General features: G+C 30.8%; 28 protein-coding genes and 1 other annotated feature. Of the genes, 10 read left to right on the plus strand and 18 right to left on the minus strand.

Annotated elements, in window-relative coordinates; all coding sequences use genetic code 11:
- Positions 1-210: 210 nt before the first annotated feature.
- Both ACREWB_RS09970 and ACREWB_RS09975 read right to left on the minus strand, forming a co-directional pair.
- Positions 211-522 carry a nucleotidyltransferase substrate binding protein gene (locus tag ACREWB_RS09970; protein WP_431547411.1) on the minus strand — a complete coding sequence of 104 codons (312 nt, stop codon included), beginning with the start codon at positions 520-522 and terminating at the stop codon, positions 211-213.
- Positions 523-714: 192 nt separating this feature from the next.
- Positions 715-1632 (minus strand): aldo/keto reductase, encoded by a 918-nt coding sequence (locus tag ACREWB_RS09975; protein WP_431547302.1) that lies wholly within the window; start codon positions 1630-1632, stop codon positions 715-717.
- Between the two features lie 168 nt (positions 1633-1800).
- Here ACREWB_RS09975 and ACREWB_RS09980 point away from each other — a divergent pair, with 168 nt between their 5' ends.
- Positions 1801-3147 (plus strand): Na+/H+ antiporter NhaC family protein, encoded by a 1347-nt coding sequence (locus tag ACREWB_RS09980; protein ID WP_431547303.1) that lies wholly within the window; start codon positions 1801-1803, stop codon positions 3145-3147.
- Positions 3148-3196: 49 nt separating this feature from the next.
- Here the strand turns inward: ACREWB_RS09980 and ACREWB_RS09985 are convergent, their stop codons facing one another.
- Positions 3197-4399 carry a BaiN/RdsA family NAD(P)/FAD-dependent oxidoreductase gene (locus ACREWB_RS09985; protein ID WP_431547304.1) on the minus strand — a complete coding sequence of 401 codons (1203 nt, stop codon included), beginning with the start codon at positions 4397-4399 and terminating at the stop codon, positions 3197-3199.
- Positions 4400-4514: 115 nt separating this feature from the next.
- Positions 4515-6284, minus strand: coding sequence for a threonine--tRNA ligase (gene thrS, locus ACREWB_RS09990; protein ID WP_431547305.1), 1770 nt, complete (start codon positions 6282-6284; stop codon positions 4515-4517).
- Positions 6285-6346: 62 nt separating this feature from the next.
- Positions 6347-6573: a binding site (T-box leader), on the minus strand.
- Between the two features lie 181 nt (positions 6574-6754).
- Here thrS and ACREWB_RS09995 point away from each other — a divergent pair.
- Both ACREWB_RS09995 and ACREWB_RS10000 read left to right on the plus strand, forming a co-directional pair.
- Positions 6755-6982, plus strand: coding sequence for a hypothetical protein (locus tag ACREWB_RS09995; RefSeq protein ID WP_431547306.1), 228 nt, complete (start codon positions 6755-6757; stop codon positions 6980-6982).
- Positions 6983-7130: 148 nt separating this feature from the next.
- Positions 7131-7355: a DUF2382 domain-containing protein gene (locus tag ACREWB_RS10000; RefSeq protein WP_431547307.1), complete on the plus strand. Its 225-nt coding sequence runs from the start codon at positions 7131-7133 to the stop codon at positions 7353-7355.
- Between the two features lie 177 nt (positions 7356-7532).
- Here the strand turns inward: ACREWB_RS10000 and rlmH are convergent, their stop codons facing one another.
- From rlmH to ACREWB_RS10050, 10 genes are all read right to left on the minus strand, one after another.
- On the minus strand, positions 7533-8012 hold the full coding sequence (rlmH, locus tag ACREWB_RS10005; RefSeq protein ID WP_431547308.1) for a 23S rRNA (pseudouridine(1915)-N(3))-methyltransferase RlmH: 480 nt from the start codon (positions 8010-8012) through the stop codon (positions 7533-7535).
- Positions 8013-8097: 85 nt separating this feature from the next.
- Positions 8098-8895, minus strand: a complete 798-nt coding sequence (locus ACREWB_RS10010; protein ID WP_431547309.1) for a DUF2705 family protein — start codon at positions 8893-8895, stop codon at positions 8098-8100.
- A gap of 51 nt (positions 8896-8946) precedes the next feature.
- Positions 8947-9744, minus strand: coding sequence for an ABC transporter permease subunit (locus ACREWB_RS10015; RefSeq protein ID WP_431547310.1), 798 nt, complete (start codon positions 9742-9744; stop codon positions 8947-8949).
- Positions 9745-9749: 5 nt separating this feature from the next.
- On the minus strand, positions 9750-10634 hold the full coding sequence (locus tag ACREWB_RS10020; protein WP_431547311.1) for an ABC transporter ATP-binding protein: 885 nt from the start codon (positions 10632-10634) through the stop codon (positions 9750-9752).
- A gap of 55 nt (positions 10635-10689) precedes the next feature.
- Complete coding sequence (locus ACREWB_RS10025) at positions 10690-11328, minus strand: TetR/AcrR family transcriptional regulator (RefSeq protein ID WP_431547312.1); 639 nt, start codon at positions 11326-11328, stop codon at positions 10690-10692.
- Positions 11329-11543: 215 nt separating this feature from the next.
- Positions 11544-12041, minus strand: a complete 498-nt coding sequence (locus tag ACREWB_RS10030; protein WP_431547313.1) for an SEC-C metal-binding domain-containing protein — start codon at positions 12039-12041, stop codon at positions 11544-11546.
- A 112-nt stretch (positions 12042-12153) separates the two neighbouring features.
- Positions 12154-12717 carry a GerMN domain-containing protein gene (locus ACREWB_RS10035; protein ID WP_431547314.1) on the minus strand — a complete coding sequence of 188 codons (564 nt, stop codon included), beginning with the start codon at positions 12715-12717 and terminating at the stop codon, positions 12154-12156.
- 15 nt (positions 12718-12732) lie between these two features.
- Positions 12733-13518 carry an MBL fold metallo-hydrolase gene (locus ACREWB_RS10040; protein ID WP_431547315.1) on the minus strand — a complete coding sequence of 262 codons (786 nt, stop codon included), beginning with the start codon at positions 13516-13518 and terminating at the stop codon, positions 12733-12735.
- A 25-nt stretch (positions 13519-13543) separates the two neighbouring features.
- Complete coding sequence (murA, locus tag ACREWB_RS10045) at positions 13544-14800, minus strand: UDP-N-acetylglucosamine 1-carboxyvinyltransferase (protein ID WP_431547316.1); 1257 nt, start codon at positions 14798-14800, stop codon at positions 13544-13546.
- A 177-nt stretch (positions 14801-14977) separates the two neighbouring features.
- A complete protein-coding gene (locus ACREWB_RS10050; protein WP_431547317.1) occupies positions 14978-15136 on the minus strand; it encodes a DUF1540 domain-containing protein in 159 nt (52 codons plus the stop codon).
- Positions 15137-15363: 227 nt separating this feature from the next.
- Here ACREWB_RS10050 and ACREWB_RS10055 point away from each other — a divergent pair, with 227 nt between their 5' ends.
- The 7 genes from ACREWB_RS10055 (at position 15364) to ACREWB_RS10085 (ending at position 20616) form a co-directional block, all read left to right on the plus strand.
- Entirely contained in the window at positions 15364-15912 is a 549-nt protein-coding gene (locus ACREWB_RS10055; protein WP_431547318.1) for a hypothetical protein, read from the plus strand.
- 38 nt (positions 15913-15950) lie between these two features.
- Complete coding sequence (locus tag ACREWB_RS10060; protein ID WP_431547319.1) at positions 15951-16499, plus strand: 2'-5' RNA ligase family protein; 549 nt, start codon at positions 15951-15953, stop codon at positions 16497-16499.
- A 35-nt stretch (positions 16500-16534) separates the two neighbouring features.
- Positions 16535-17020 carry a dUTP diphosphatase gene (locus ACREWB_RS10065; protein WP_431547320.1) on the plus strand — a complete coding sequence of 162 codons (486 nt, stop codon included), beginning with the start codon at positions 16535-16537 and terminating at the stop codon, positions 17018-17020.
- Between the two features lie 62 nt (positions 17021-17082).
- Positions 17083-17511 carry a DMT family transporter gene (locus ACREWB_RS10070; RefSeq protein ID WP_431547321.1) on the plus strand — a complete coding sequence of 143 codons (429 nt, stop codon included), beginning with the start codon at positions 17083-17085 and terminating at the stop codon, positions 17509-17511.
- A gap of 154 nt (positions 17512-17665) precedes the next feature.
- Entirely contained in the window at positions 17666-18571 is a 906-nt protein-coding gene (locus ACREWB_RS10075; RefSeq protein ID WP_431547322.1) for a selenium metabolism-associated LysR family transcriptional regulator, read from the plus strand.
- A gap of 108 nt (positions 18572-18679) precedes the next feature.
- A complete protein-coding gene (locus ACREWB_RS10080) occupies positions 18680-19873 on the plus strand; it encodes a S8 family serine peptidase (RefSeq protein WP_431547323.1) in 1194 nt (397 codons plus the stop codon).
- A gap of 230 nt (positions 19874-20103) precedes the next feature.
- Positions 20104-20616: a ferritin gene (locus ACREWB_RS10085; protein ID WP_431547324.1), complete on the plus strand. Its 513-nt coding sequence runs from the start codon at positions 20104-20106 to the stop codon at positions 20614-20616.
- A gap of 117 nt (positions 20617-20733) precedes the next feature.
- On the opposite strand, the gene ACREWB_RS10090 is transcribed toward ACREWB_RS10085, so the two are convergent.
- The 4 genes from ACREWB_RS10090 to ACREWB_RS10105 form a co-directional block, all read right to left on the minus strand.
- A complete protein-coding gene (locus tag ACREWB_RS10090; protein WP_431547325.1) occupies positions 20734-21771 on the minus strand; it encodes a hypothetical protein in 1038 nt (345 codons plus the stop codon).
- 133 nt (positions 21772-21904) lie between these two features.
- Positions 21905-23134, minus strand: coding sequence for a competence/damage-inducible protein A (locus ACREWB_RS10095; protein WP_431547326.1), 1230 nt, complete (start codon positions 23132-23134; stop codon positions 21905-21907).
- Between the two features lie 89 nt (positions 23135-23223).
- The gene (locus ACREWB_RS10100; RefSeq protein WP_431547327.1) at positions 23224-24966 is read right to left on the minus strand and encodes a MutS-related protein; all 1743 of its coding nucleotides are present in this window, start codon (positions 24964-24966) and stop codon (positions 23224-23226) included.
- 34 nt (positions 24967-25000) lie between these two features.
- Positions 25001-25948 carry a phosphoglycerate dehydrogenase gene (locus ACREWB_RS10105; protein ID WP_431547328.1) on the minus strand — a complete coding sequence of 316 codons (948 nt, stop codon included), beginning with the start codon at positions 25946-25948 and terminating at the stop codon, positions 25001-25003.
- Positions 25949-25993: the final 45 nt, after the last annotated feature.

Raw genomic sequence — 25993 nt, forward strand, 5'->3', positions numbered from 1 at the left:
ATTTAATTCTACTGCCGAAGTATTACTTTGTCAATAGACAACTTCATAATAGCAACAGATATAAATTAAATTAAAAGGAAAGATCTATTTTCTATCAAATACAATCTTTCCTTCATCATCTATATGTTTTTTAAGGTTAGCATTTGATATACTTTCATAGTGATGTATGTCAAAGAAATAAGGTAGTGGCAAAATTTCAACCCAAACATATTATAATTCCTCTGATAATCTATCATGCATTTTTTTAAGTTCTGGAAAATATAATTCAACTATTTCTTTTGCCATTTTATCAGCCAGCGCTTCATCGTAAGTATTTGTAGTTAGATTTCTATTTGCCAATACATCTATCCATACATGACCATTATCTATTAATCCAATCTGAAAAGCTTGTTTAATTGCTTCTCTAGGACTTTTTACAATATATCCTTCAGCTTCTAAATAATCTTTTAATACCTTCCAAGCTAACTCAAAGGTCATTTCAAAAAATTGAATTATACCTGCTTTTTCTAATTCTGAAGTTATTTGTTGCTTTTAATATTTTTCCATTAATTTATATGATTTATTGAAATTCTCAAATCTTTGTTTCCATCTAACATCTTTTAGGTTATCCATAAATACACCTCTTATTTTGTAGTCTATATTAATTTTATCCTATTTGTACAAGTTTAATCTATAAGATGTCTTGAAATAAATTACTATTAATGTTTTATAAAATTATGGCAGCTTATTTCCTGCAGCCCTATATATATCATACCATTCCTGTCTTGTGAGATTAATTTGTGAAGCCTTGCAGATATCTTTTAATCTATTATGATTTGTTGTACCCACTATTGGTTGAATTTTAGCAGGATGTCTTAGAATCCATGCAGTTGCAATTGCTGTATTAGATACTCCTTTGATAGCTGCAATTTCGTTAATCTTATTATTTAGTTCTGGGAATTTATCGTTATCTAAAAATACTCCCTCAAACATTCCGTACTGGAAGGGTGACCATGCTTGTATAGTAATATCATTTAGACGACAGTACTCTAGAATTGAACCATCTCTGTCAATAGAAGGATTGATTTTCATATTTACATTAAGCCCCGAATCAATCATTCCAGTATTTGTTATACTGAGTTGGAGTTGATTTATAATAATTTTTTCGTCTAAATACTTATTTAGTAGTTTTATTTGCATAGGATTTTGATTACTTACTCCAAAAAATTTAACTTTTCCGCTAGTCTTAAGAATTGAAAATGCTTCTGCAACCTCTTCTGGTTCCATAAGAGTATCTGGTCTATGTAGTAGTAGCGTATCTAAATAGTCTGTATTTAGACGTTTGAGGCTACCTTCTACAGAGTTTATTATATGCTCCTTAGAGAAATCAAAATATCCATCTCTTATACCACATTTACTCTGAATTATAAATTTTTCTCTAGCAGTTGGATTCATATTAGTAGCTTCTGCAAATATTTCCTCAGATTTACCACCGCCATAAATATCAGCATGATCAAAAAAATTAATTCCCTCTTCTAATGCAGTATTAATAAGATTAGATGCTTCGCTCTTCGAAAGACTATTTATTCTCATACATCCAAGACATATTTCAGATGCATTTATTTTTCCACTATCAATTTTTATATTTTTCATAATTTTACACCTTCCTAATAATTATTATTGTTTGTTTATCTAATTATACTGGTTATTACAATAAAAATCCATGTTATAATGATCTCAGATAATGTTATAATATCTTCTAATACTGTATAGGAAATATTCTAAATTTAAAATATTGGTTTTTATGAAAGGTTGTTAATTATGGACATAATTATAGGCATGATAATTACGTTTTGCGCGTTAATTTTTGCTGTTTTGAAAGGAATATTTGTAGGATTTCCACTTGTCCTTGCTTTTTTTATTTTTGCTTACATTTCATTAAAACGAGGTTTCACATTAAACGATGTTATTAAAATGTCCATTGATGGAGGCAAAAAATCTTATATTGTCTTAAAAATTTTTGTTTTAATAGGGAGCATTACTGGTATATGGATGGCTTCAGGAACAGTTCCAGCCATAATATATTATGGAATAACATATATGAACCCGAATTTTTTTGTTCTATATGCATTTATAATTAGTTGTGTTGTATCTTTTATACTAGGTACATCTTTAGGAACTGTCAGTACTGTGGGGGTAGCCCTGATTTTAATGGCTAAAACCGGCAATGTAAATGTAAATATTGCCGCAGGTGCCATTATTGCTGGTTCTTATTTCGGAGATAGATGTTCTCCAATGTCCTCTAGCGCAAACTTAATTGCAAACTTAACCAAAACAAACCTTTACACAAATATATGGAATATGTTTAAGACATCAATAATACCATTTATTTTATCTGTGGTTATTTATCTTGTTATTTCACTTAAGCAGCCATTAAACCTAATACAAAATAATATTGATACTGAAATAATAAACATTTTTAAAATTAACTGGATTATTTTATTACCAGCAATAACCATCTTAGTTTTTTCATTGTTTAAAATAAATGTTAAAATCTCTATGTTTATTAGCATAGTTCTAGCCTCAATTATTGCCATAATATTTCAGCAAAATACGCCTATAGAAGTATTGAAATTTATTCTTCTCGGCTTCCAACTAGAAGAAGCAAGCTCACTTAAAAATATCCTCAAAGGTGGCGGAATTATATCCATGTGGAAACCAGCTTTAGTTGTTTTTGTATCCTGCGCCCTAGCTGGCATTTTCAGTGGAACAAATATGTTAAAAAAGATTGAAGATATTTTGATGAAAGCAAAAACACGCTATGCACTATTTATTTATACAGCTATTACCAGCATTATCACTGCTGCCTTTGGTTGCAACCAGTCTATTTCCGTTGTTTTAACACACCATCTTATGAATAAGAGTTATGATGACAAAAACATAAATAAATATAAATTATCTATAGACTTAGAAAATACAGCAATAGTACTTGCTGCACTTATTCCATGGAATATAGCAGCTTTTGTTCCCACCATGACAATGGAAGTTAGTAGTATAGGATTTATCCCTTATGCCTTTTATCTATACCTGGTTCCAATAATTAACATGTTACACCTTAAAATTTTAGAAATAAAACACAGAAAACTCCTTATAGCTAATCATGAATAAGATAATACAATAAAAACCGACTTACCTTAAATAGCTAAGTCGGTTTCTCTTAATTGCTTCCTGCTAAATACCCTGTTGAAAATGCCATTTGAAGATTATATCCACCTGTTTCTGCATCAATATCTATAACTTCTCCTGCAAAATAAAGATTTTTTATAAGCTTTGATTCCATGGTTGAAGCATTTATTTCTTTTACTTTAACCCCACCTGAAGTTACTTGAGCTGCTTTAATTGACAGTGTTTCTCTTGCTGTTAGCTTCATTTCCTTTATATAGCCGATTATTTTATTCTCATCTGCTTTCTTTAAATCATTAACCTTAACCTCAGTTAGTCCTAACAGATTAAAAACTTCCTTTAAGAAGTTTTGTGGAAGAGTGCCTTTTAAATTATTAAGTACAGTCTTATTTGGGCTTATCCTCATAATTTCTGATATTTCAGTCTTAGATATGTCTCTTAAAAAATCTAAGGTAACTTGCACTTCTCCCTCTACTAAAGCTTTATTTATATAAGATGAAAGCTTTAGTACTGCCGGTCCTGATATTCCAAAATGAGTAAATATCATGTCACCAAATTTTTCTATACTTTTCCTTTTAATCTTAGCTGAAATTACAACATCCCTCATTGAAACTCCTTGTAAACTCTTAATAAACTCTTCCTTTATAACTAAGGGAATTAAGGCAGCATATAAAGGCGTTATAGTATGTCCGTGGTTACTTAATGCTTCAAACATAGAACCATCTGAGCCTGAATCAGGGTAACTCTTTCCTCCCGTTGTGATAATTACTTTTTCCCCTAAAATTCGTTTTCCCTCGTCAGTTATTACGCCTCTAACTTCCCCATCTTTAATAATTAACTCTTGGACTTTGCTGTTATACATAATCTTAACCTTATTTTGTGCTAAATCGCTTTTTAATACTTCTATAACTTCATCTGCCTTATCACTTTTGGTATATATCTTTTGGTCAAGTTCCTCCTTATATTCTAATCCATTTTCTCTAAAATACTCTAAAAGTTGAATATTTGAAAATGTATAAAGAGCGCTATATAAAAATTTTTTATTACTCACTATTTTATCAAAAAATTCCTCTATGTCTCTATTATTTGTAATGTTGCATCTGCCCCCACCTGTTAGTTTTAGTTTAGCACCAATTTCGTTATTTCTTTCTATTAATATAACTTCATTATTTTTTGATGCACTAATGGCTGCCATAATCCCAGCAGGACCGCCACCAACAACAATAACTTTTAACATAAATACACCTCATTAAATTTCATTTGTTTGTTTTATTATAGGGTATTATAAGCTGTATTTCAATTATTATTTCACTCCGCACCGCTTAAAATGACGAATCAAACTATCTATGAAACTAATTATCTAGTTTCTTACTATTTATTTCCTGGGTAACTCTTGAAATAAAATCCATAAGAAGGCAGCTACCTTCATCACCATTCACCCTACTTCTAAGAGATATACTACTTGATTTTTGTTCTTTTTCACCAACAACAATAATGTATGGCAATCTCTCGCTTCGAGCTTCCCTAATTTTGTAACCTATCTTTTCTGCTCTTGAATCTATGCTAACTCTTATATTATTTTTTTCTAAATTATTTACTATATCCCCTGCATAATCATTATACTGTTCCGATATAGGTAGTACTTTAACTTGAACTGGTGACAGCCACGTTGGGAACTTACCCTCAAAATGCTCTATCAGAATCCCAATAAATCTTTCTATACTACCAAATATTACTCTGTGTATAACAATCGGCCTATGCTTTTCTCCGTCACTTCCAATATATTGAAGGTTGAATCTTTGAGGAAGTTGTAAATCTAATTGTATAGTTCCACATTGCCATGTTCTTCCTATGCTATCTTCTAAATGAAAATCAATCTTAGGCCCGTAGAATGCTCCGTCCCCTTCATTTATCGTAAAATCCATATTTATTTCCTCAAGGGCCCCCTGAAGCGCATTTTCTGCTAATTGCCACTCTTCGTCACTTCCCATAGAATTTTCCGGTCTTGTTGAAAGTTCTACACTATATTTAAATCCAAACCTTGAATAAACCTCATCTATAAGTTTAACTACTCCCTTTATTTCATCTTTTATCTGTTCTGGTAACATAAATATGTGAGCATCATCCTGAGTAAATGCTCTAACTCTCATAAGTCCATGCAGTGCTCCAGATAGTTCATGTCTATGAACCTTTCCTAACTCTCCTGCTCTTATTGGTAAGTCCCTGTAGGAATGAGTTTCTGTTTTATATACAAGCATTCCACCTGGGCAGTTCATCGGCTTTATAGCAAATTCTTCTCCATCTATATTTACTGTATACATATTTTCTTTATAATGAGACCAATGCCCAGATGTCTCCCAAAGCTCTTTATTTAATATCATAGGAGTTTCTATTTCAACATAACCAGCCTTTTTATGAATTTCTCTCCAATACTCAATTAACTTATTTTTTAAAACTACACCCTTGGGTAGAAAAAATGGAAACCCTGGTCCTTCATCCATTAAAGCAAATAACTTTAGTTCCTTCCCAAGTTTTCTATGATCCCTTTTCTTCGCTTCTTCAAGCATATTTAGATACTCATCAAGTTCACTCTTCTTAGCAAAGGCTGTTCCATATATTCTTTGAAGCATTTTATTTTTTTCACTACCTCTCCAGTATGCCCCTGCAACTGATAACAGTTTAAAAGCTTTTACCTTTGAAGTTGATAATACATGTGGCCCCGCACAAAGGTCTATAAAATCTCCTTGTTTAAAGAAAGTTAACTCTTCATCCTCTGGCAGATCATTAATAAGTTCTACTTTATAACTCTCACCTTTCTCTTCCATAAACTTTAAGGCTTCTTCCCTAGAAACTACCGTTCTCTCTAATCTTAATTCTTCCTTTACTATTTTTCTCATCTCTATTTCAATTTTCTCAAGTATCTCCATAGTAAAAGATTCTTCCATGTCAAAATCATAATAAAATCCATTATCTATGGTTGGACCTATAGCTAATTTAGCACTTGGATATAATCTCTTTACTGCTTGAGCAAGTATATGAGAAGTGGTATGCCTTAGTGCCCTTCTTCCTTCTTCGTCATTAGAATCTACTACACTGCCATCCTTTAATACAACCTTTAACATAAATATTCCTCCTTCAAAAAATAAAATACCCATCCCTAAATAAGGGACGAGTTAAACCGCGATTTAGGGACAGCTTTTGTCCCTATTCCACCCAAATTACAGAAAGTATAAATTAAAATCTCTTCTGTCACTCAATACCTCTAACGCCGGTTTGCGGAATTACCTACTTGTGTTCAGTAATCAACTCAGAGGTGGTTTTCAATAATACTTGCTTAAGAAACCTTTCAGCCGATGAGTTTCTCTCTCTTTTAACAGTAAATTATCTACTTTTCCTCTTCACAGTTTTTAATTTAAAGTAATTGTATTCCAAAATATGTTTGATGTCAATATATATTTATTTAAGTTAAATTCCTTTTTATTAGTATTAATAATAAATGTAATAAATATACTAATATAGCATAAGTATTTTAGAATCATAATTAAATTAAAGTTTATACGTTTTTCAACATAAATAAGAGGGGGAACATTAAATGTTCATTACTATAGAATCTGAATTAATTAAGTTAAAAGTAAAAGTATGGCTCCAAGTATTAAATGAAAAAGAGATAGACCTCTCTCCAGAGCCTGGGGACGCAGCAATTAAAATAGCTATAGCTAAATATATAGCCAATATAAATCCAAATGATATAATAGAGCTATTAAATCTAGATAAGTATATCGAACAAACAAATCCAGACGATACACTTATAGGCGATTAATTACTTAATAGAAACCACATAACGGAGTTAAAAACATAATGCCATATGCATTCTTGCCCTTTTTACTAATTTTTAAGCAGGGTAATATATTTCTTAAAGGACAATATATAAACGTATCAAAATTATTAATTGATGGAGGTATTTATATATGAGCATATTTGAAGGAATTCTCAAAAAAAGTGATGCCCCTAGCAAAGAGGTCATCGATGATGCAGCAAAACTCACACTCCGTAAAGAAGAACTTGATATCTCCAAAAGTAGAGTTCAAAAGGGTGACGTAGAAATTGGCAAGGAAATTATAGAAGAAGTAAAAAGAGTTGATGTGCCTGTAGAACGAAAAAGATACTTCAGAAACCATCCGTATACATCTTAGTGATGAAAACGTTGAATTCACAAAACAGAAAATTATTTACACACCCAAAAGGTTTGAAATGAACCTAAAAAGAGAGGAACCTAAAGTTAAAATTTCTGGCTACTTAAAAGTCAAAGACTAATTAAAGCATCACACAGCTATTAAATATAGCAACATGATGCTTTAATGCTAATTACGTTATTTGTGGTACGGTTCCCCACTTATTATCCTAAACCCTCTATACACTTGTTCAAGCAACATCACTCTAAATAATTGATGAGGAAAAGTCATCTTTGAAAAGCATAATTTATAATTAGATCTATCTAAAACTGCCTTAGATAGCCCTAATGAACCCCCAATAACAAAAGCTATATTACTTTCGCCTCTTATACCTAAGTCTCTTATATAATTTGAAAGCTCCACTGAAGATATCATATCTCCCTTTAGTTCTAAAGCAATTACAAACATATTATCCTTTATGCTCTTAAGTATTACTTGGCCTTCTTTATCTTTTATCATAATCTCTTCTTTTTCAGAGGCATTGTCGGGAGTTTTCTCATCACTTAATTCAACAATGTTCAGTTTACAGTATCTAGATAGTCTTTTAGCATACTCACCTATAGCACTTTTTAAATATTTCTCTTTTATTTTCCCTACACAAATTATAGTTATATTCATTTTAATTCTCCTTCATCATATATATGCACTATGAAACTTTAAATCACCATCTACGTTACTATCATATATTTTTTTTATAGCATTACTATATATTCATATCTCTTTTTTCATAAAATACATATGTGATGCGCACCATTGCAGCTATAATTGCAATTGATAATATAACAAAATTCCATTTAAGTCCACCGCCAAACATCAAATTCTTCGCTTCAAAATATTTAAATGGCGTTAGGTATTTCAAATAATCAATTTTACCGCTTATGTCTATAACTATTGATAATATAAAAGTGATTAAAAGCACTGCTGTGGATATAGATATAGCTACCCTTGAGTTTTTATTTACAGCAGCTATGGCTGTTCCGATAGCCATAAACATAATTTGCAAAATAAACATCCCAATCATTAAAATTAATATGTCTACACTTACAGATTCACCGTTGCCGTATTTACCTACTATAATTATTGATGAAACCAAAGTGATAATATTAAATATTAAAATATTCATTGTGGCGGCCAATAGTTTTGATGTAATAATCTTTGCTCTTGAAATTGGTTTTACAAGTAAAAATTCCGTAGTCTTATCTCGTTCTTCCTTTGAAATTATATCAGCACCAATCATAACAGCATGCACCGTTGCCATAAGCAATAAATATAAAAACAGCACTCCATAAAAACCACTTGCCTTTGACAAATCTAAAGTACCTACTCCCATAATAGCTCTCATAGAGTTTGGCATTTGATCCATTAACTCATTCATAGATTGTCCTGAAGATGACATTCCTACATATTTACCCATACCCGCCGCAACCATAAATATAATACCAAAAGCCCATATAATAAGGCTTTTTCTATGTGCCTTCATCTCTACACTAAATATATTCATAACCTAACCTCCTTTTATTCATTCCTTATTACTATGAATTATTAGTCCCATTTAAACAGCATGTACGTCCTTTCTACAATACACAAAGTAACTTGCCGTAATTGCTACAATCATAAATATTATTTCTATTATAATATATAAAGCCTCATAACTAGAATTTTTTATGATGTATCCTGTGTCATAATACTTAAAGGGAGTAATATATCTCATAGCACCATCTCCTGTAGTAGATGCAAGCATTCCAATAATAAAGAATGTAAATACAGTACCAAGAGAAATTGGTAGCACTGATTTAATCTTAGGAACTACAACAGAAATTAGGACCCCTAAAGCAAGAAACATAAGCTGAACTAAAAAGAGTGATATAGATATCATAAAGAATATCTTAAAACTATATTCTTCTGTTTTTACCATGGTTGCCATAACGCTAGAAGCAATCAAATATGCTACATTTGTAATTATTAGCGAAGTTAGTGCAGCCATTAGCTTTGATGTCATAATTTGCGAACGCGTAACAGGCTTTGTTAAAAGGAAATCAGCTGTTTTTGCGCGAACTTCCTTTGATACAATGGAGGTTCCTAAATTCATAGCTTGTATGGCTCCACATAGAGTTATATATAAAAATATATAAGAGTAAAATCCTAATATAGAAGATATACTATTTACTGAAATACCCAATGCCTTTCTTACTGGTTCTGGGAATCCTTCCAGTAGCTTTTTAAATGTTTCTGCTTCCTTTGAAAAGGCTGGAAACATTGCAAGCATAAGTATAACAAGTGCAACTAGAGTAAATGTCCATATAATATTGGATTTCCTATAAGCCTTCATTTCGTGTAAAAACATATTCATAGCTTTTAGTCCTCCTTTTCATAGTAATGCATAAATATCTCTTCAAGGTCTGGCTCTTCAATCCAAAGATTAGTAATTTCTATTTCTGAAATCTTTTTCATTATAAAATTAATATTACCTCTAAATAAAAAGCTTATTATGTTACTCTTTATATCTAAGTTAGTTACACCACTTATATTAAAATAATTATCATCTACTTTTGATTTCAATTCTATTTTAAATTTTTTATGGTTATTTTCTTGTAAGGTACTAATTTTCTCTACCTTTATTATTTTTCCCTCTTTAATAATTGCAACGCGATTACATAGCCTTTGAACTTCCCCCAAAATATGAGAAGAAAATAAAATTGTTGCCCCTTTCTTATTCTCTTCCTCTAGGAGTTCGAAAAATTTCTGTTGCATAAGTGGGTCGAGTCCACTAGTAGGTTCATCAAGTATAATAAGTTTAGGTTCGTGTAGAAGTCCTTGGACAATACCAACTTTCTTTTTATTACCAAAGGATAGATCATCAATTTTTTTATTAAGATCAAGATCCATTATCTGGGCTAGTTCACTAATTCTCTTGCTACAATCCTTCTTATAAAAACTAGCTGAGTACTTTAGTAGATCAATAACCTTCATATTGTCATAATAAAAAACCTCCGATGGTAGATATCCTATTTCTCTTTTTATCTCTGGTCCAAATTCAACGCATTCCTTACCAAAAATTGTAGCACTGCCAGAGGTCGGATAAATAAGAGATAATAGTGTTCTTATTAGTGTTGATTTTCCGGCACCATTAGGCCCAATAAATCCAAAAATTTCTCCCTGCTCAACATTAAAACACACATCTATAATTCCTCTTGCCTTTCCGTAACTTTTAGTCAAATTCTTTATTTCAATAACATTCATTTTTATACCCCCTTAGTATGGTTGTTAGTTTATAGTTGAAATAGATTTCTTTACGTTAAGGTAATTTATAGAAAGAATTTTTAAATATATCGATATAAATATTCATTTCACCAAACACTTTTTCATAATCAACCCGTTTAGAGACTGTTGTTTTTGCCTTTTGAAGCTCATTTGCAGAAAGTCCCTCAAACGTCCACAATATAATATTCATAGCCCTACTTCCATCTAACCCATCACGGAATTTAGATGCATCAATATTATTAAATACTTTACTATAATTACTCTCCATAAGTTTTTTGTTTCTTTCTTCTATCTCGCTTTTTACCTCATTGCATTCTTCGCCTAACGCTACTTCAAAAAACTTAAAAATCATAGGGTATTTATACATAAGCTCCAATTTAAAGGATACTATTTGTCGTAATTTTATAAAAATATCCCTTTCTTCCTCATCAACCTTTTTAAAAAATTCATTCATGCAAAGTTCCATAGCATAATCATAAACAAATATAAATAAATTTTTCTTGTTTTTAAAGTAGTGAAATAAAATCCCTTTTGATATTCCTGCCTTTTTAACGATCTCGTTTGTAGACGCCTTATCAAAACCTTTATCTGCAAATTCGGCAATAGACGCCCCCAGTATTTTTTCCTGTTTTGCTAAATTTAAGTTTAAAAACTTCGAATAAATTTTGTTCACCCTCTTTCATACGTTATGATTACTTAACAAGGATTATAATATATTAATAATATTCTAACATCATTGACCCCATTGGTCAACAAGTATTATTTTATGCATTCTGTAGACCTTTCAAAAAAAAATAAACCCCACACAAAAGTGCAAAGTTTTATTTATTATCATATATATTGAGTTAACTATTCAATTAATATAGATTTACTACAGAATATTGTAGATTACTTTCCACAACATTTCTTATATTTTTTCCCGCTACCACAAGGACATGCATCATTTCTTCCAATTTTTTCAGTATTCACTACCGTTTTAGAATCTTTATAATCTCTTTGAATTTCTTTTCTTTTTTCTTTAGAAAAGATTCCTTCCCATTGTGGAAGTTCATACAGATAATCTGCTTTTGCATCTAACATATTGAAATAAAGTTTTTCAAAGTCTATTTTAAAATGTACTTCTGTATCCACTTCAGTTTTTTCTAAGTCTACAGATTGAATAAGACTATCATTTATTCCATCAGTAAATCCCATAAAGTATACATTTGATACATCAAAGTATTTTGCAAGTTCTTCTACTCTTCCCTTAGGTTCCTCTTTATGATTTGCTAATAGTTTAGTATAAATCCGTTTTTCAACTTCTCCATATTCACTCCAAAATGCAGGTTCTCCTTTACTTTTAACATAATCAACCACCATATCTGTCCATTCTTTATATAAGCCCATTTTCTATTCTCCTTTAAATCGTAATGTATTTTGTTACATTCCATTATTATAATAAAGATTGCATTAGTTTTCAACACATATATCTAAATTTCACAAATCGAATACATAGTTCTTATTCTTTAATTAAAGTTATTTCACTTTTGTTAAAAGGTTTGGATATATCAAAGTTTCCACCTAAAGTATCGGCATTCTTATTTTCCATTGTTATTTTAACTCTTTCTACAGATGGTAATTGAGTTAATGAAGCTTCTATGCTTTCTAGGCAAATTCTTTCTTTTGTTTCTGACATAGATATTTTAGCTTCTTTACTTAAATTAACATGAGCGATACCGTCTTTAATAGAAAAACTTAATAATCTAGTTTTTTTGGACAATATTGGTTTTAGCTCACTTTTTGCTGTAGGTCCTTTTATAAGCTCTTGCATAATAGTTTCCCCTATAAGCTCTTCTTTATTTATAAGCCTAACATCTTTAATTATTTCTACTGTAGTATCGTCTTTAGACCCATCAAAGTAAAGACCGAACTCAACTAAATCCTCTTTTTCTAGGGGGAGTTTTAGATTTTCAAGCTTTTCTTTATTTGCAACGCTTTTCGCGTCTTTTTTTTCACACCCGAAAAATGACACCGTTGAAACAAGTAACAATGAACATAATAATATTTTAACTTTTCTTTTCATATTTGACCTCCCCCTTTAAAACTCAATTACATCACTAGGCATATCTCTTCTAGCTAAGGTTAAAGAAATATCTCTACCTATTTTAATGTTGTTTTCATTAAGAATATTAATCACTGTTTGATATGCTAACTCAGGATAATTGTTAGTTTTACTTAAATGACCTAAAACAATATGTTTTTGTTTATCATTCATTATTTCTACTATTGCATTCCCGCATGCCTCATTGGATAAATGACCCACATCACTTAATATTCTTCTTTTTAATGGATAAGGATAAGGACCAAACTTTAACATTTCTACATCGTGATTACTCTCAAGTAAAATTACATCTGCATCCTTTATTATATTCTTTACTTCCTCTGAAAAATAGCCTAAATCTGTAGCTATGCAAACTTTCTTATTGCCACTGTATAAAGCGTATCCTATAGGTTCTGCTGCATCATGTGATATATTATAATTTATTATATGCATGTCCTTAATATCTACAGAATTATTATAAATAACCTTTATATTATGTTCTTTTACATTACCTATTTTATTCTCCATAGCTTTCCAAGTATTTATATTTGCATAGATTGGTATGTCATATCTTCTAGATATAATCCCTGCACCCTTTATGTGATCAGAATGTTCATGAGTGACAAAAATACCGTCCACATCACTCGGATTTTGATTTATATGTTTAAGTGCACTTTCAATGCTTTTTCCTGGCATACCAGCATCCACTAAAATTTTTGTGTTTTCTGACTCTACAAATATGCTGTTTCCAGTGCTTCCACTATATAATGGACAAAATATCATAATTGTCTCCTTTGATTTTATATTGTTATGTAGTAACTCTCCTTATGTCTGCTCCAATACTCCTGAATTTTTCTTCTATATTTGGATATCCTCTATCAATATGTTCAATTCCTAAAATTTCCGTAGTGCCTTCTGCTATAAGCCCTGCTATAACAAGTGCTGCTCCTGCTCTTAAATCTGATGCTATTACTACAGTTCCTATAAGTTTATCTACGCCATATACTGTAGCAACGCTTCCTTTAACTTCTATATTTGCACCCATTTTTAAAAGTTCATCCACATGTTTAAATCTAGATTCCCAGATACTTTCATTTATTATGCTTTTCCCCTCTGAAACACTTAAAAGTGTATTCATCGGTTGTTGAACATCCGTTGGAAATCCTGGATAAGGAAGGGTCTTAATATTTACAGCCTTGAGTCTTCCTTCGGCTTTAACAGTAACACTGTCTCCACCTTCATGTACCTCTGCTCCCATTTCAATAAGCTTTGCAGAAATTGATTCAAGATGCTTAGGAATGACATTATTCACAGTTAATTCTCCACCACAAGCAGCTGCCGCTATCATAAAGGTACCCGCCTCAATTTGATCAGGGATTACACTATAGGTACATCCTGTTAATTCTTTTACGCCTATAATCCTTATAACATCAGTACCTGCCCCTTTAATATTAGCTCCCATAGAGTTTAAAAAGTTAGCTACATCAACAACATGTGGTTCTTTTGCAGAATTCTCTAAAATAGTTGTTCCTTCTGCAAGTGTAGCAGCAGTCATTACATTTATTGTTGCACCTACACTAACAACATCAAAATAAATACTAGTTCCAATTAATTTTTCTGCCTTAACATTTACAGCACCATCTTCAATAGTTACCGTTGCTCCAAGCGCTTCAAACCCTTTTATATGCTGATCTATAGGTCTCACGCCTATAGGGCACCCCCCGGGAAGGTCTACTTTAGCCTGTTTAAACCTAGCTAAAAGCGCACCAATAAGATAATAAGATGCTCTCATTCTTCTTACATCTTCTGTGTTAGCATCTTTACTACTTGTGTTAGAACTATCTATAGACACTGAGTCTTTATCTCTTTTTATTTCACAGCCTAAATCTTCTAATATTCTTTCGATACAATTCACATCTTCTATATCCGGAATATTTTCAATGATGCACTTACCCTTACTCGCTATTATTGCCACTGGCAGAATTGCTACTGCGGCATTTTTCGCTCCACTTATTTCCACTTGACCAAAAACACGTCGACCTCCGTTAATTACCAATTTATCCATACTTGTACCATCCTCACTATACATTATATATTGTGTTACCTATATTTTTATTTATATTCTTTAATTATACCATACCTACATTATATTCTAACATTTATTTTGTAAATGTAAAATAGTATTATGGTTTTTATCATAATACTAAAAAATCACCCGTAAAATACGAGTGATTTTCTACTGTTATGATATTTTAAAACTTGCGCAATCAGTACATTCTGGTGTTTTAGCAATACTCTCATGTTTTGTAACTTCAATTTTGTTTAAAGTACAATAGTTATCTTCTTTGCAATGAAATTTACATTCATTTACTGTACAACCAATACTATCATTATGTTTCATAAAAAAAGCACCTTCCTCTCTATATTAATTACAAAATTATTATTAGCATTATTAAAATTAATTATGCTAATAATTAAAAAAGTATAAATTACTTGGACTGAATTATTTTTGTATACATAAATTTACACATAAAATACAAAACTCAAATATTATGTTATAATATAGTTATAATTTAATCAAAATAATATTAACCAATCTTGGTTATTAATTTTACTCGGAGGAAAGATATGAAATATTTTTTAGTTGCACTATTTGATGATGAATCTAACTCTACAGTTCAAAATATTCAAAGAGATATTTGTAAGAAATTTAAACTATATAAGAGTTCACCTAATCTTTATATTCCTATAACCGCTATTACAAATCCTGATTTGGAAAAATTAGATGTAGTTGTTTCCAAAATTATAAGTCCTTATAAAAAATTCAAAGTGGATTTAAATAATAATATTGGTTTAAGCGAAAATTTCAGTCAAGTAAGTCTTAAAGTTGAAGATAAAGGTTATATTTATCGTCTAGCAAGAAGTATTACAGATACCTTAGATTTGCATGGCTTTAATGTTAATAAAGATAATGAAGCTATTAATTTGCATATTCTATTAGCTAATGCTAATCACATAATTAAAAAGTCTTCTAATGGAGGTACTATTTCTATTGATAGTAGTTTAGATAAAGATGATTTTTTTAAATTTGCAAAGGTTTCTAGACTTGAATTATGGAAACAAATTAGTAATAAAAAAGAAATGCTAGTTAAAACCTATACTCTTCGTGATTACTAAATTTTAAAACTTATATATTTCATAAGGGAGTGATTAAAATGATTTACTACTTAGTTGGCATATTTGATGAAGTTTCTTATGAATATATGAAATCTATGCAAAAGAAACTATGTAAAAAATATAACCTATATGAATCTGATGACAATTTACCTATGCTTCATATAACTTTAGAAATAATAACTAATCCTGATCTTTTGGATTTGGATATTTCCATAAAACATATTTTAAAGGGTTATACTAAGTTTCAAGTTGATATAAATGGAGTGATTTGTTTTGACCCTCCATTTAAATCTGTTAACTTAAACATTAAAAATAAAGGCACAATATATGAATTATCTAAAAATATAAATACTCTATTAAAGTCACAGGGATTTACTGTTAGGGAAGACATTGATAACTGGAACATACACATTTCACTTGCTAATACAAATTTTGCTGATAGAGAGTGGTCTGACAATGAGTATTTATCCGCTTGTAATTTAGCTAAAGACGAAAATTTCTCAAAGACTGTTACCTTGAATGCAATAGAGCTTTGGAAACCTATAAATAATAAAGAACAAATGGTGGTTAAAAAATATTCTCTATAATATATGCATAATTTAATAAAAAGGCGGTTTCAAATATGAATTTACAAAGACTATTTCAAATGCAAACTACTTTAGACAAACGAATTCTAACAGAACATAATCTAGAGGGCATGCAATTATTACCAAAAAAAATACTCTCCCTTCAAGTGGAATTGGGGGAACTAGCAAATGAAACTCGTTGTTTTAAATTCTGGAGCACAAAAAAACCTTCAATTAAAGATATAATTCTTGAAGAATATGTTGATTGTCTTCACTTTATTTTAAGTATAGGGCTGGAAAAGAATTTTGATGATGTAACTTTAAATACTAAATATAATACTTCAGAATTATATAAGCAATTTTTAGATTTATATGTAAATATTTCAGATTTTATAACTTCTTCTTCATTGGATAACTATACAACTATCTTTCAAAATTTCTTGTGCTTAGGTAAAAACTTAGGATTTAGTAGTGAAGATATCCAAAATGCATATTTATATAAAAACAATATTAATCATGAAAGACAGGACAATGGATATTAAATTATATTTTTAAATATTACAATACATTCTGGGTAAACTAACCTAAAGGAGCGTGATTGTAATTGGGTTTAATTTTTTCTATAATTGCAGGCATTTGTATGAGTCTTCAAGGTGTTTTTAATACCAGAGCAAGTGAAAAAATCGGCCTTTGGGAAACTAACGTTTTAGTTCAAGGTTCTGGTTTAATACTGACATTATTAATACTTCTTATAGTTGGCAATGGTAATTTTAACGCTATAAAAGAAGTAAATAAATTGTATTTACTAGGAGGAGTCCTAGGCTCAATAATTATATTTACTGTTATGCAAGGCATAACTAAGCTAGGACCAACTTATTCCATTGCCACTATATTAGTAGCTCAACTTTTAGCAGCTGGGTTAATTGATAGCTTGGGAATTTTTGGTGCGAATCAAATTAAGTTTACACTGTCTAAATTTATAGGCGTTGGAACAATGATTGTGGGTATAATAATATTTAAATGGAAAGGGTAGTAATCTCTTTCTATTTTTTTTGAGCTAAAATATTCTTTTCATATAACCTGTTGAAATTATCTATAAATATATGCATAATTATAGATGTATGGTATAAACAATTTAAAACAAACTACTATTTATAGTTTCAATATATATTCAAGGAGGACCCGTTATGGATTTCAAACAAATTGAAGCTTTCACTAGCGTAGCCAAGTTTAAAAGCTTTTCTAAGGCAGCCAGTATGATTTTCCTATCTCAACCTACAATAAGCTCCCATATCGCTAGCTTAGAAAAAGAATTAAACGTCCAACTTTTTGACAGGACTTCCAAAGTAGTTTACTTAACACCAGCTGGTGAATCTTTTTTAGAATATGCAATTAATTTAATAAGTACTCGTAATAATGCTATTTCTAATCTATCTAATTTTAACACGAAAGTATCTGGTAAATTACATTTATCAGCTAGCACTACCCCTTGTAATTCATTGGTTCCAGACCTTATAAAAAAATTTAGTGCCCTCTACCCTGATGTTCGTTTTAATATTACAGAGCAAGGCTCTGGAGATATAATAAAAAATATTTTAGATCTTAACTGTGAAATTGGTATAGTTGGGACAACAATTAAAAACGAAAAAATTAAAAGTTACAAGCTTATGGAAGACGATCTTGTTTTGGTTTCTAGTACTGACCTAAATATTCCTGATGAAATAACTCTAAAGGATTTGTTAAAATATAAATTTATAATTAGAGATAAAAAATCAGCAACTAGGAGTACCCTAGATACAGCTCTTGAGTCAAATGGTATAAACCCCAATTTATTAAACGTATTCTGCGAAGTTAATAATTTAGACAATCTACTGCAATTTGTAAAGCTGGGAACAGGTGTATCTATTATTTCAAAAAAAATATCATTTGATTATATTGATCGAAGTAAAATAAAAATAAGTGCAATTAGCGATTTACACTTAAAAAGAAATCTATATTTGATTGTTAATTCAAAACGAACCTTAACTCCTGTTGCTAATGCTTTCTTTAACATGTGTGAGGAAATGTTTTCATTTAGCGAATGTGAAGAATAACGTTTTAAAGTATATATTACAATGATAATATATACTTTAATTTTTAATTAACATATTATAAAAGTTTGCATATAATATAATAATGTAACAATATCTTAGGAGGCATACATGTTTTCCTTGAAAAATAAGTTAGATCCTTCCTTAAGGCACGCTTTACTAAGTAACCTATATGAAAATTATAGAGTAATAATATACTGTAAATCTCTTGAAATTAAAACTATAAATAAAATTCAATCTTTAAAGTGCGATATTTTACGTCATATTCCGGGAGTAAACTGTATTTGCGCTATTTTATCCTCTAATGCTATAGACAGATTACTAGAGTATCCACAGGTATCATATATAATTTATGATTCCTATGCACAATTATGTGGTAATAGCATACTCTCATCTAATGATGTCTCCTTTCAGAGTAACTATGACCTTACCGGAAAGGGCGTTGGCATTGGAATAATTGATAGTGGTGTATATCCCCATTGTGATTTATTGAATCCAAGCAATAGAATTAAAAAGTTTGTAGATGTTGTTAATAATTTAAAGTATCCTTATGATGATAATGGTCATGGTACCTTTATCAGCGGTTTAATATGTGGTAGTGGTTATGGTTCAAAGGGTATGTACAGAGGAGTCGCTAAAAATAGCCACCTTTATATGATTAAAGCCTTCAATAAAATAGGAAAAGGCTTTATTTCCGATATTCTATTTTCATTAGAAACTTTAATTAATGAAAGTAATGACTTGAAAATTAAAATTATTCTCCTTCCTTTTGAAACTATGGAAACTAATGAGTTTATGCTTTCACTATTTTCAAAATTATTCGACCTTGCAATATCAAAAGGCCTTGTAATAATTGTTCCTAGCGGAAGCAATAATAGTATTAAAAGTTCAATAAGGGGCATAGCTACACTTAGTAATTGTATAACTGTTGGTGGTTATGATAGTATTGGAACTCCAAAAATATATGAATACTCTTCCTGTGGGCCTTTTCAGAAACTTGATAAGCCAAATTTGATTGCTGCCTGTGTTGATATTTGTTCCTGCCTATCAGACAAACAATTTATCTCTGAAAAAAATGGTATGAAACTTTATCCTTCTCATATCACTAATTTATATACGACTTATACAGGGACTTCCTGTTCGGCTGCTTTTATAAGCGGTATTTGTGCTCTTTTATATGAAAATAACATTGATTTATGTTTCAAAGATACATTGGCATTACTTAAGGTATCTTCAAACTTAATAAACTCACCAAAATATATGCAAGGTTCCGGAATTGTAAATTTAGAGAAACTACTACCCTAAATAATGATATTAAAAAGATATATTAATATTTTTTGAACTTTAGTTAATAATGTATACAGTATAAACCATTTGGTGTATACTATGAATATTATATACTATTGATATTGTTTAATAATTATAATTAATTAAAAGCAACTATCATGGTGCAAACAAATAAATCCATTATATATGGACATTTTCAAGGATATAATTAGTATTTTATATCCAGGATAACTACGAGGAGGATTACTATGATAAGCGAAAGATTATTAAGAGAACTTAACAACCAGATAAACTTTGAATTTTATTCTGCACACATCTATTTAGCTATGGCAGCATATTGTGCCGCAGAAGATTTTGATGGCTTTGCAAATTTTTTCAAAGTACAAGCCGAAGAAGAAAAATTTCACGCTATGAAATTTTATAATTATGTAAATGAAATGAATGGAAGAGTATTATTAGAAGGAATGCCTAACCCTCAAAATGAGTTTAAATCATTCCTTAATGTTTTTGAAGTATCCTTAGCACATGAGAAGATTGTAACTAGTAGAATTTATAATCTTACTGACATTGCTACAGAAGAGAGAGAACATGCCACTATAAGCTTGCTTAAGTGGTTTGTTGATGAACAAGTGGAAGAAGAATCTAACTTTACAGCTATTATTAAAAAGCTTTCAAGAATCAAGGATGATCCAGCAAGTCTTTATATGCTAGATACTGAACTTGCAGCAAGAGTTTTTGTTCCACCTGTTACTACTAAATAGAACATATTTTTTAAAGGCACATATCAGAAATGATATGTGCCTTTATAGTTCTGTTTTTACATATTTTAAAAGTATATTATAATTATCTAGCTCTTCTAAGTTCCTTGCATTTCAATATTACAAATTCTTTATAAGTGTAAGTAAATCACTATATATACCATAAGCTGTTTGCTGAATTTCAGGATTCTTTTCTATTATTTGCACTTCTCCCATTAAATCTGTTGTTATAGCTAATATAGAAGATGTAGCATCTATATTACTAAATATATCATTACTACTTATACAAACTGGATGCACCCTACCTTTTGCTACATTATCTTCAATATATCCTTCACATAACAGCTTAATTTTACACTGCTTTTCTTTAGCCTTTTCTATATCTTTTAAAGTAATATGTGCTATTCCTTGTCTGTCTATTTCTGTAGGATTTATATTGGCATCCATCAACACATTTAGTAAAGCTGCAGTTTTTGCCGCAGCATCCCATCCATCAATATCCATTGATGGGTCAACCTCTGCAAACCCTCTTTTTTTAGCTTCTTTAATAGCATCCTCATAACTATTTCCATTTTCCATTTCTTCTAAAACAAAATTAGTGGTTGAATTTAGTATCCCTCTAAAGGATAGAACCTTACACCCTGGTAGAGTGTATTTAACAAAATTAAAGATAGGGGTGCCATCCATTACAGTAGTTTCAAACAAAAACTGAAGATCTTTGTCTATTGAATTGTAACGAAGCTCATTATATTTAAAAGCTATAGGCCCTTTATTCCCTGTTATAACATGCATGCCCATATCAAATGCAGCTTCTATATGATTTATTGCTGGCTGTCCGTCATGAATAGACAAGGTGCTTAGTTCAACTAATAAATTTGCACTACAACTTCTAATAACCTGTAGAGTTTCCATAGTAACCGTATCCTCTGCATTTGGATCAAATCTTCCAGTGTTTTTCACCTCTCTAAGGGCTTTAGTAAGATCTATGCCAATAGAGTTAATAATAGAACCTTTTGACCTACCTGCAATAGCTGTGACTTTAACTTCATATCCAGTACTCGCTTTAATTTCTAGATTTTTAGTTATTAACATTCTACAAAATCCCTGTGCTACATTTCCAAATCCTACTAAACATATATTTATTTCTTTATTATGCATTTGCACCACATCCTTTTTCATCTGTTTTAGTAGACTTTACTTTGCCCTTATAATTACGAGAATTCTCTTGGTGTTAGGAGAATTCTCTTGATATTACAAGAGTTCTCTTGATATTACAAGAGTTCTCTTGATATTACAAGAGTTCTCTTCTAACTAAGTCTAACAGTTGCATAGTTGCCCTTTCCCTTATCTTTTGTCTATCACCAGATAATTTAAGCATTTTAGTTTTAACTTTACCATTTATGCATAAACCAACATATACAAGTCCCACCGGCTTTTCTTCGGTTCCACCACCTGGCCCTGCAATTCCTGTGGTTGAAATTCCAATATTTACTCCTGCAGTTTTTGCTATCCCCTCTGCCATTTCTGCTGCTACTTCACTGCTTACTGCGCCATATTTTTCTAAGGTTTCCGTCTTTACTCCGAGTCTATTGATTTTAGCCTCATTGCTATAAGTTACAGCGCCCTCCAGAAGAACAGAAGATATCCCTGGGTAATTTATAAGTTTACTGGCTATCATTCCTCCTGTGCAGGACTCAGCCGTTGCTATAGTCATTTTTTTGCTTACAAGCATTTCAGAAAGTACATTTTCAAGTGTTGTATTACCTTCCCCATAAATGTTACTACCTAACCTACTACGTATTTTTGTTTCCATAGGCCCCATAAGTTTTATACCTTCATCGTAAGTAGTAGCCTTTGCTGTAATTCTAAAAGTCATTTCTCCATCTTTAGCATAGGGAGCCACCGTAGGGTTTGTTTGATTATCTAATATATCTTCTATCATTTCTTCAGCTTTACTCTCTCCTACTCCAATAACTCTAAGCACCTTTGAAACTAATATACCTTGCTGAAACTTTTGCAAATAAGGAGCTACAGTCTCTTCAAACATAGGTTTCATTTCTCTAGGTGGTCCAGGTAAAAGTACAGCTGTTTTTCCGTTTTGATCTATTATGCATCCTGGTGCTGTACCATTATTATTAGGAATTATAACTGCATCTACCGGAAAATATGTCTGTTTCACATTGTTTTTCGTCATTGGTCTATTCAAATCTCTAAAATGGCCCTCAAGAATCCTTAGAGATGGTTCATGAACCACACTCTTCTTTCCAAAATATTCAAAAGTTACTTCCTTAGTTAAATCATCCTTTGTAGGTCCGAGTCCTCCTGTAGTTATAACTAAATCAGCTCTACTAAAAGCTAATGCATATGCGTCTAAAAGTCTTTCCCTATTATCTCCAACTACCGTCTGATGGTAAACTGCTATTCCTAGATCCGCAAATCTTTTAGCAATATATTGTGCATTAGTATTGACTATATCCCCTAGTAATATTTCAGTTCCTACTGCTAGTATTTCTGCTTTCATAATTATTTCCTCCTTGTGCCACCCCTTTTCCAAAGGGGCTACCCTCGTGGCAAGTGGCATCTATATATTTACATTTCGCATGATTATATTTATATTTGACTTTTTGTAATTCTTTCATTGGTTCTATGAATAATTTCTTCTGGATACCCCATAAATTCAAGTACTTTTATTGCGTTCCTAGTAGAAGATACCCCTTTTCTTATTTTATAATCAAAATCCAACCCATATTGTCCTACGTTCTCAGTAAAATAATAACACGCATACAAATCTCCTACCATATTAGTTATTTCAAGGTCATGTGTAGCTACTACTACTAATGAATTATGATTAGACAGATATGCTAAAATTTCAGCTGAAGCATTTACTCTCTCAATAGGGTTGGTTCCCCTAAAAATCTCATCAATAAGGCATAAATTTGTTACATCAGTATTGCAATCATTAATTATTCTAAATAATGCTTCTGCCTCACTTAAATAATAACTTTTCCCACTAGTTATATCATCGCTAACAGTCATTGAAGACACTATATTGAAATATCCACCTTCATAGCTTGTAGCAAGACATGTAAAAATAGTTTGAGCGAATAATGCATTTAAACCTACCGCCCTTAAAAAAGTGGACTTGCCTGACATATTTGAACCAGTTATAATAACACCTTTTTCTATAGTTAGAGAATTGCCTACAGCAGCTTCTATTAATGGATGTTTTATATTTCCACCCACAATCTGCTTAAATCCCTTCGTTAGCTTAGGCTCCGTATATTCCAAAAGTCCATCTCTATAAGAAGCAATTGATATTAATGCATCAATTTCCCCTAAAATTAAATAAATGTCTCTTAATACTTCACAATGCTTCTTAACCTCATCTATTATTCTATAAAAGCCTCTAGCCTCCAGTAAAAAGAATATATTAACGTACTCGTAAAACATATCCACGCCTTCTATTCTTCCTATACTAATAGCAGAATTTTTTTTTGTTATTATCTTGCAAATACTTGCTTTTTCTTTAAGCTTTGAAGTATATTCTTTTATACCTTTATCCTCGTTTTTTCCCATAATTTCAGCAAGGGAAATAATTCTACCTAAGTATCCCATAGCCTTAATTTCTGTACCAATATTAGCTTTAATTTTAGTACTAACATAGAGATTAGCAGCATATATAACAAATATAGAAATAAGCGCTTTATATATACCAATAAATGGTATTGAAACTAAAGAACCAAACGCTAGTATTGTTAGAAAATATAGCAATGGCTTCATGGAAGTTTTATAGGAAATCTGCTCCCATAAAAAAGATGTTATTGTATTATTACGCTGTCTTCCAAGATTTAATAAGCTAGCTTGGATTTTTTCTCTTATTTCGCTATGTTCTTGGAAAAACCTTATAGTCTTATCTCTATTAATTAATTTCCCTTCATTTAAGATTGGATTTCTCAAAATATGATATAGATACTGCTCTCCTGGCGAAGATAAGGTTCTATCCACCCTTCTGAAAACTTCGTTCATATTTAAATCTAAATAAGTTTGATCATCAACATATATCTCTCCCGGAGTTTTGTATTTTAGTGCATCAAATAATAATTTAATATCTTCAAACTTTCTCTCTCGCTTATTCTCTTTACCATAGTTTTCTCTAATTTCTTGCAATTTTTTATAATACATTGCTTTGCTTCTTGCTGCTAGTCCTAGTATTATAAATACTACAGAAATAATTATCCCCCAGAAATATACTTCGTTTATATTTTCGCCTAAGAAAAGTGAAGCATAGGCTGCAACTGCCGCCATAACATTACTTGCTATAAATAAATTCCTAAATTTTTTATCCCTTCCCATTTATCTTATCCCCTTAAAAAATCTTTTACCACACTCAATACCCTTTTTTTAAATCTACTACATTCATCAGCTCTTCGTCGTGTACATATTTTTCCATATTGTTATATATAAGGTTAAATCTTCGCTGATTTCTCATCTCAGAAATCCAGGAATTATGAGAAGTTAATATAACATTATTCAAATCCCATAAGAGACTATTTTCTTTTAATGGTTCTTCTTCGTATACATCTAGAGCAGCCCCTGCTAGTTTTCCATTTTTTAAATTTTCAATAAGACAAACTTCATCCACAATGCTACCCCTTGCTACATTTATAAAATAAGCTCCAGTTTTCATTGCCTTAAACCCGTCTTCATTAATTAAATGATGTGTAGCTTTGGTATAAGGTATTGTAACCACAACTACGTCACACAGCACAAGCATTTCGGAAAGCTCTTTCATATCATAACATTTATTAAAATATTCAACATCCCTGCCATCTGTATTTACTCCTAATATTTCCATACCAAAGCCTTGGAATCTTTTAGCTGACTCAACTGCTATGGTTCCTGTTCCAATAAACCCTATAGTTTTACCATATAACTCTAGAATATTTGTATCCATTTTCCATTTTCTATTAACTTGATTTTCATATAGATTCTTGCTACTTTTAAATAACTCTAGAGTTTTTAATACGATCCATTCTCCCATAGGTATACTGTAGCCACCCTTATTATTTGTAATTATAATAGAAGCGTTTTTAACATGTTCTGCTGGTAGTTGATCGATGCCTATGCTAGATAATTGTATCCATCTAAGTTTCTTCATTTTCGCTATTTCTAGCGTTTTAAAGGGATCGTAACAAACTAAAACTTCTACATCCTCGAAGTCCTCACTATAAATTAAATCGGATTCTTTAACTACTTTTATATCATACCCAAAAGCTTCTATATTTTTCATTTTTTCTCCACCGTAATTGTATGTGAAAAGTGCTTTAATTGCCATATAGGCTCTGCCTCCCTTGCTTTTATTTTTGAAAAAAAGGTGCCG

The organism is Clostridium sp., from assembly GCF_050717635.1.
GTDB lineage: Bacteria > Bacillota > Clostridia > Clostridiales > Clostridiaceae > Clostridium_AD.

What these genes read in the sequence shown, in the direction of transcription:
- ACREWB_RS09975 (WP_431547302.1), bottom strand. Translation starts at nt 1,632, where the DNA reads ATGAAAAATATAAAAATTGATAGTGGAAAAATAAATGCATCTGAAATA.
- ACREWB_RS09980 (WP_431547303.1), top strand. Translation starts at nt 1,801, where the DNA reads ATGGACATAATTATAGGCATGATAATTACGTTTTGCGCGTTAATTTTT.
- ACREWB_RS09985 (WP_431547304.1), bottom strand. Translation starts at nt 4,399, where the DNA reads ATGTTAAAAGTTATTGTTGTTGGTGGCGGTCCTGCTGGGATTATGGCA.
- thrS (WP_431547305.1), bottom strand. Translation starts at nt 6,284, where the DNA reads ATGTTAAAGGTTGTATTAAAGGATGGCAGTGTAGTAGATTCTAATGAC.
- ACREWB_RS09995 (WP_431547306.1), top strand. Translation starts at nt 6,755, where the DNA reads ATGTTCATTACTATAGAATCTGAATTAATTAAGTTAAAAGTAAAAGTA.
- ACREWB_RS10000 (WP_431547307.1), top strand. Translation starts at nt 7,131, where the DNA reads ATGAGCATATTTGAAGGAATTCTCAAAAAAAGTGATGCCCCTAGCAAA.
- rlmH (WP_431547308.1), bottom strand. Translation starts at nt 8,012, where the DNA reads ATGAATATAACTATAATTTGTGTAGGGAAAATAAAAGAGAAATATTTA.
- ACREWB_RS10010 (WP_431547309.1), bottom strand. Translation starts at nt 8,895, where the DNA reads ATGAATATATTTAGTGTAGAGATGAAGGCACATAGAAAAAGCCTTATT.
- ACREWB_RS10015 (WP_431547310.1), bottom strand. Translation starts at nt 9,744, where the DNA reads ATGAATATGTTTTTACACGAAATGAAGGCTTATAGGAAATCCAATATT.
- ACREWB_RS10020 (WP_431547311.1), bottom strand. Translation starts at nt 10,634, where the DNA reads ATGAATGTTATTGAAATAAAGAATTTGACTAAAAGTTACGGAAAGGCA.
- ACREWB_RS10030 (WP_431547313.1), bottom strand. Translation starts at nt 12,041, where the DNA reads ATGGGCTTATATAAAGAATGGACAGATATGGTGGTTGATTATGTTAAA.
- ACREWB_RS10035 (WP_431547314.1), bottom strand. Translation starts at nt 12,717, where the DNA reads ATGAAAAGAAAAGTTAAAATATTATTATGTTCATTGTTACTTGTTTCA.
- ACREWB_RS10040 (WP_431547315.1), bottom strand. Translation starts at nt 13,518, where the DNA reads ATGATATTTTGTCCATTATATAGTGGAAGCACTGGAAACAGCATATTT.
- murA (WP_431547316.1), bottom strand. Translation starts at nt 14,800, where the DNA reads ATGGATAAATTGGTAATTAACGGAGGTCGACGTGTTTTTGGTCAAGTG.
- ACREWB_RS10050 (WP_431547317.1), bottom strand. Translation starts at nt 15,136, where the DNA reads ATGAAACATAATGATAGTATTGGTTGTACAGTAAATGAATGTAAATTT.
- ACREWB_RS10055 (WP_431547318.1), top strand. Translation starts at nt 15,364, where the DNA reads ATGAAATATTTTTTAGTTGCACTATTTGATGATGAATCTAACTCTACA.
- ACREWB_RS10060 (WP_431547319.1), top strand. Translation starts at nt 15,951, where the DNA reads ATGATTTACTACTTAGTTGGCATATTTGATGAAGTTTCTTATGAATAT.
- ACREWB_RS10065 (WP_431547320.1), top strand. Translation starts at nt 16,535, where the DNA reads ATGAATTTACAAAGACTATTTCAAATGCAAACTACTTTAGACAAACGA.
- ACREWB_RS10075 (WP_431547322.1), top strand. Translation starts at nt 17,666, where the DNA reads ATGGATTTCAAACAAATTGAAGCTTTCACTAGCGTAGCCAAGTTTAAA.
- ACREWB_RS10080 (WP_431547323.1), top strand. Translation starts at nt 18,680, where the DNA reads ATGTTTTCCTTGAAAAATAAGTTAGATCCTTCCTTAAGGCACGCTTTA.
- ACREWB_RS10085 (WP_431547324.1), top strand. Translation starts at nt 20,104, where the DNA reads ATGATAAGCGAAAGATTATTAAGAGAACTTAACAACCAGATAAACTTT.
- ACREWB_RS10090 (WP_431547325.1), bottom strand. Translation starts at nt 21,771, where the DNA reads ATGCATAATAAAGAAATAAATATATGTTTAGTAGGATTTGGAAATGTA.
- ACREWB_RS10095 (WP_431547326.1), bottom strand. Translation starts at nt 23,134, where the DNA reads ATGAAAGCAGAAATACTAGCAGTAGGAACTGAAATATTACTAGGGGAT.
- ACREWB_RS10100 (WP_431547327.1), bottom strand. Translation starts at nt 24,966, where the DNA reads ATGGGAAGGGATAAAAAATTTAGGAATTTATTTATAGCAAGTAATGTT.
- ACREWB_RS10105 (WP_431547328.1), bottom strand. Translation starts at nt 25,948, where the DNA reads ATGGCAATTAAAGCACTTTTCACATACAATTACGGTGGAGAAAAAATG.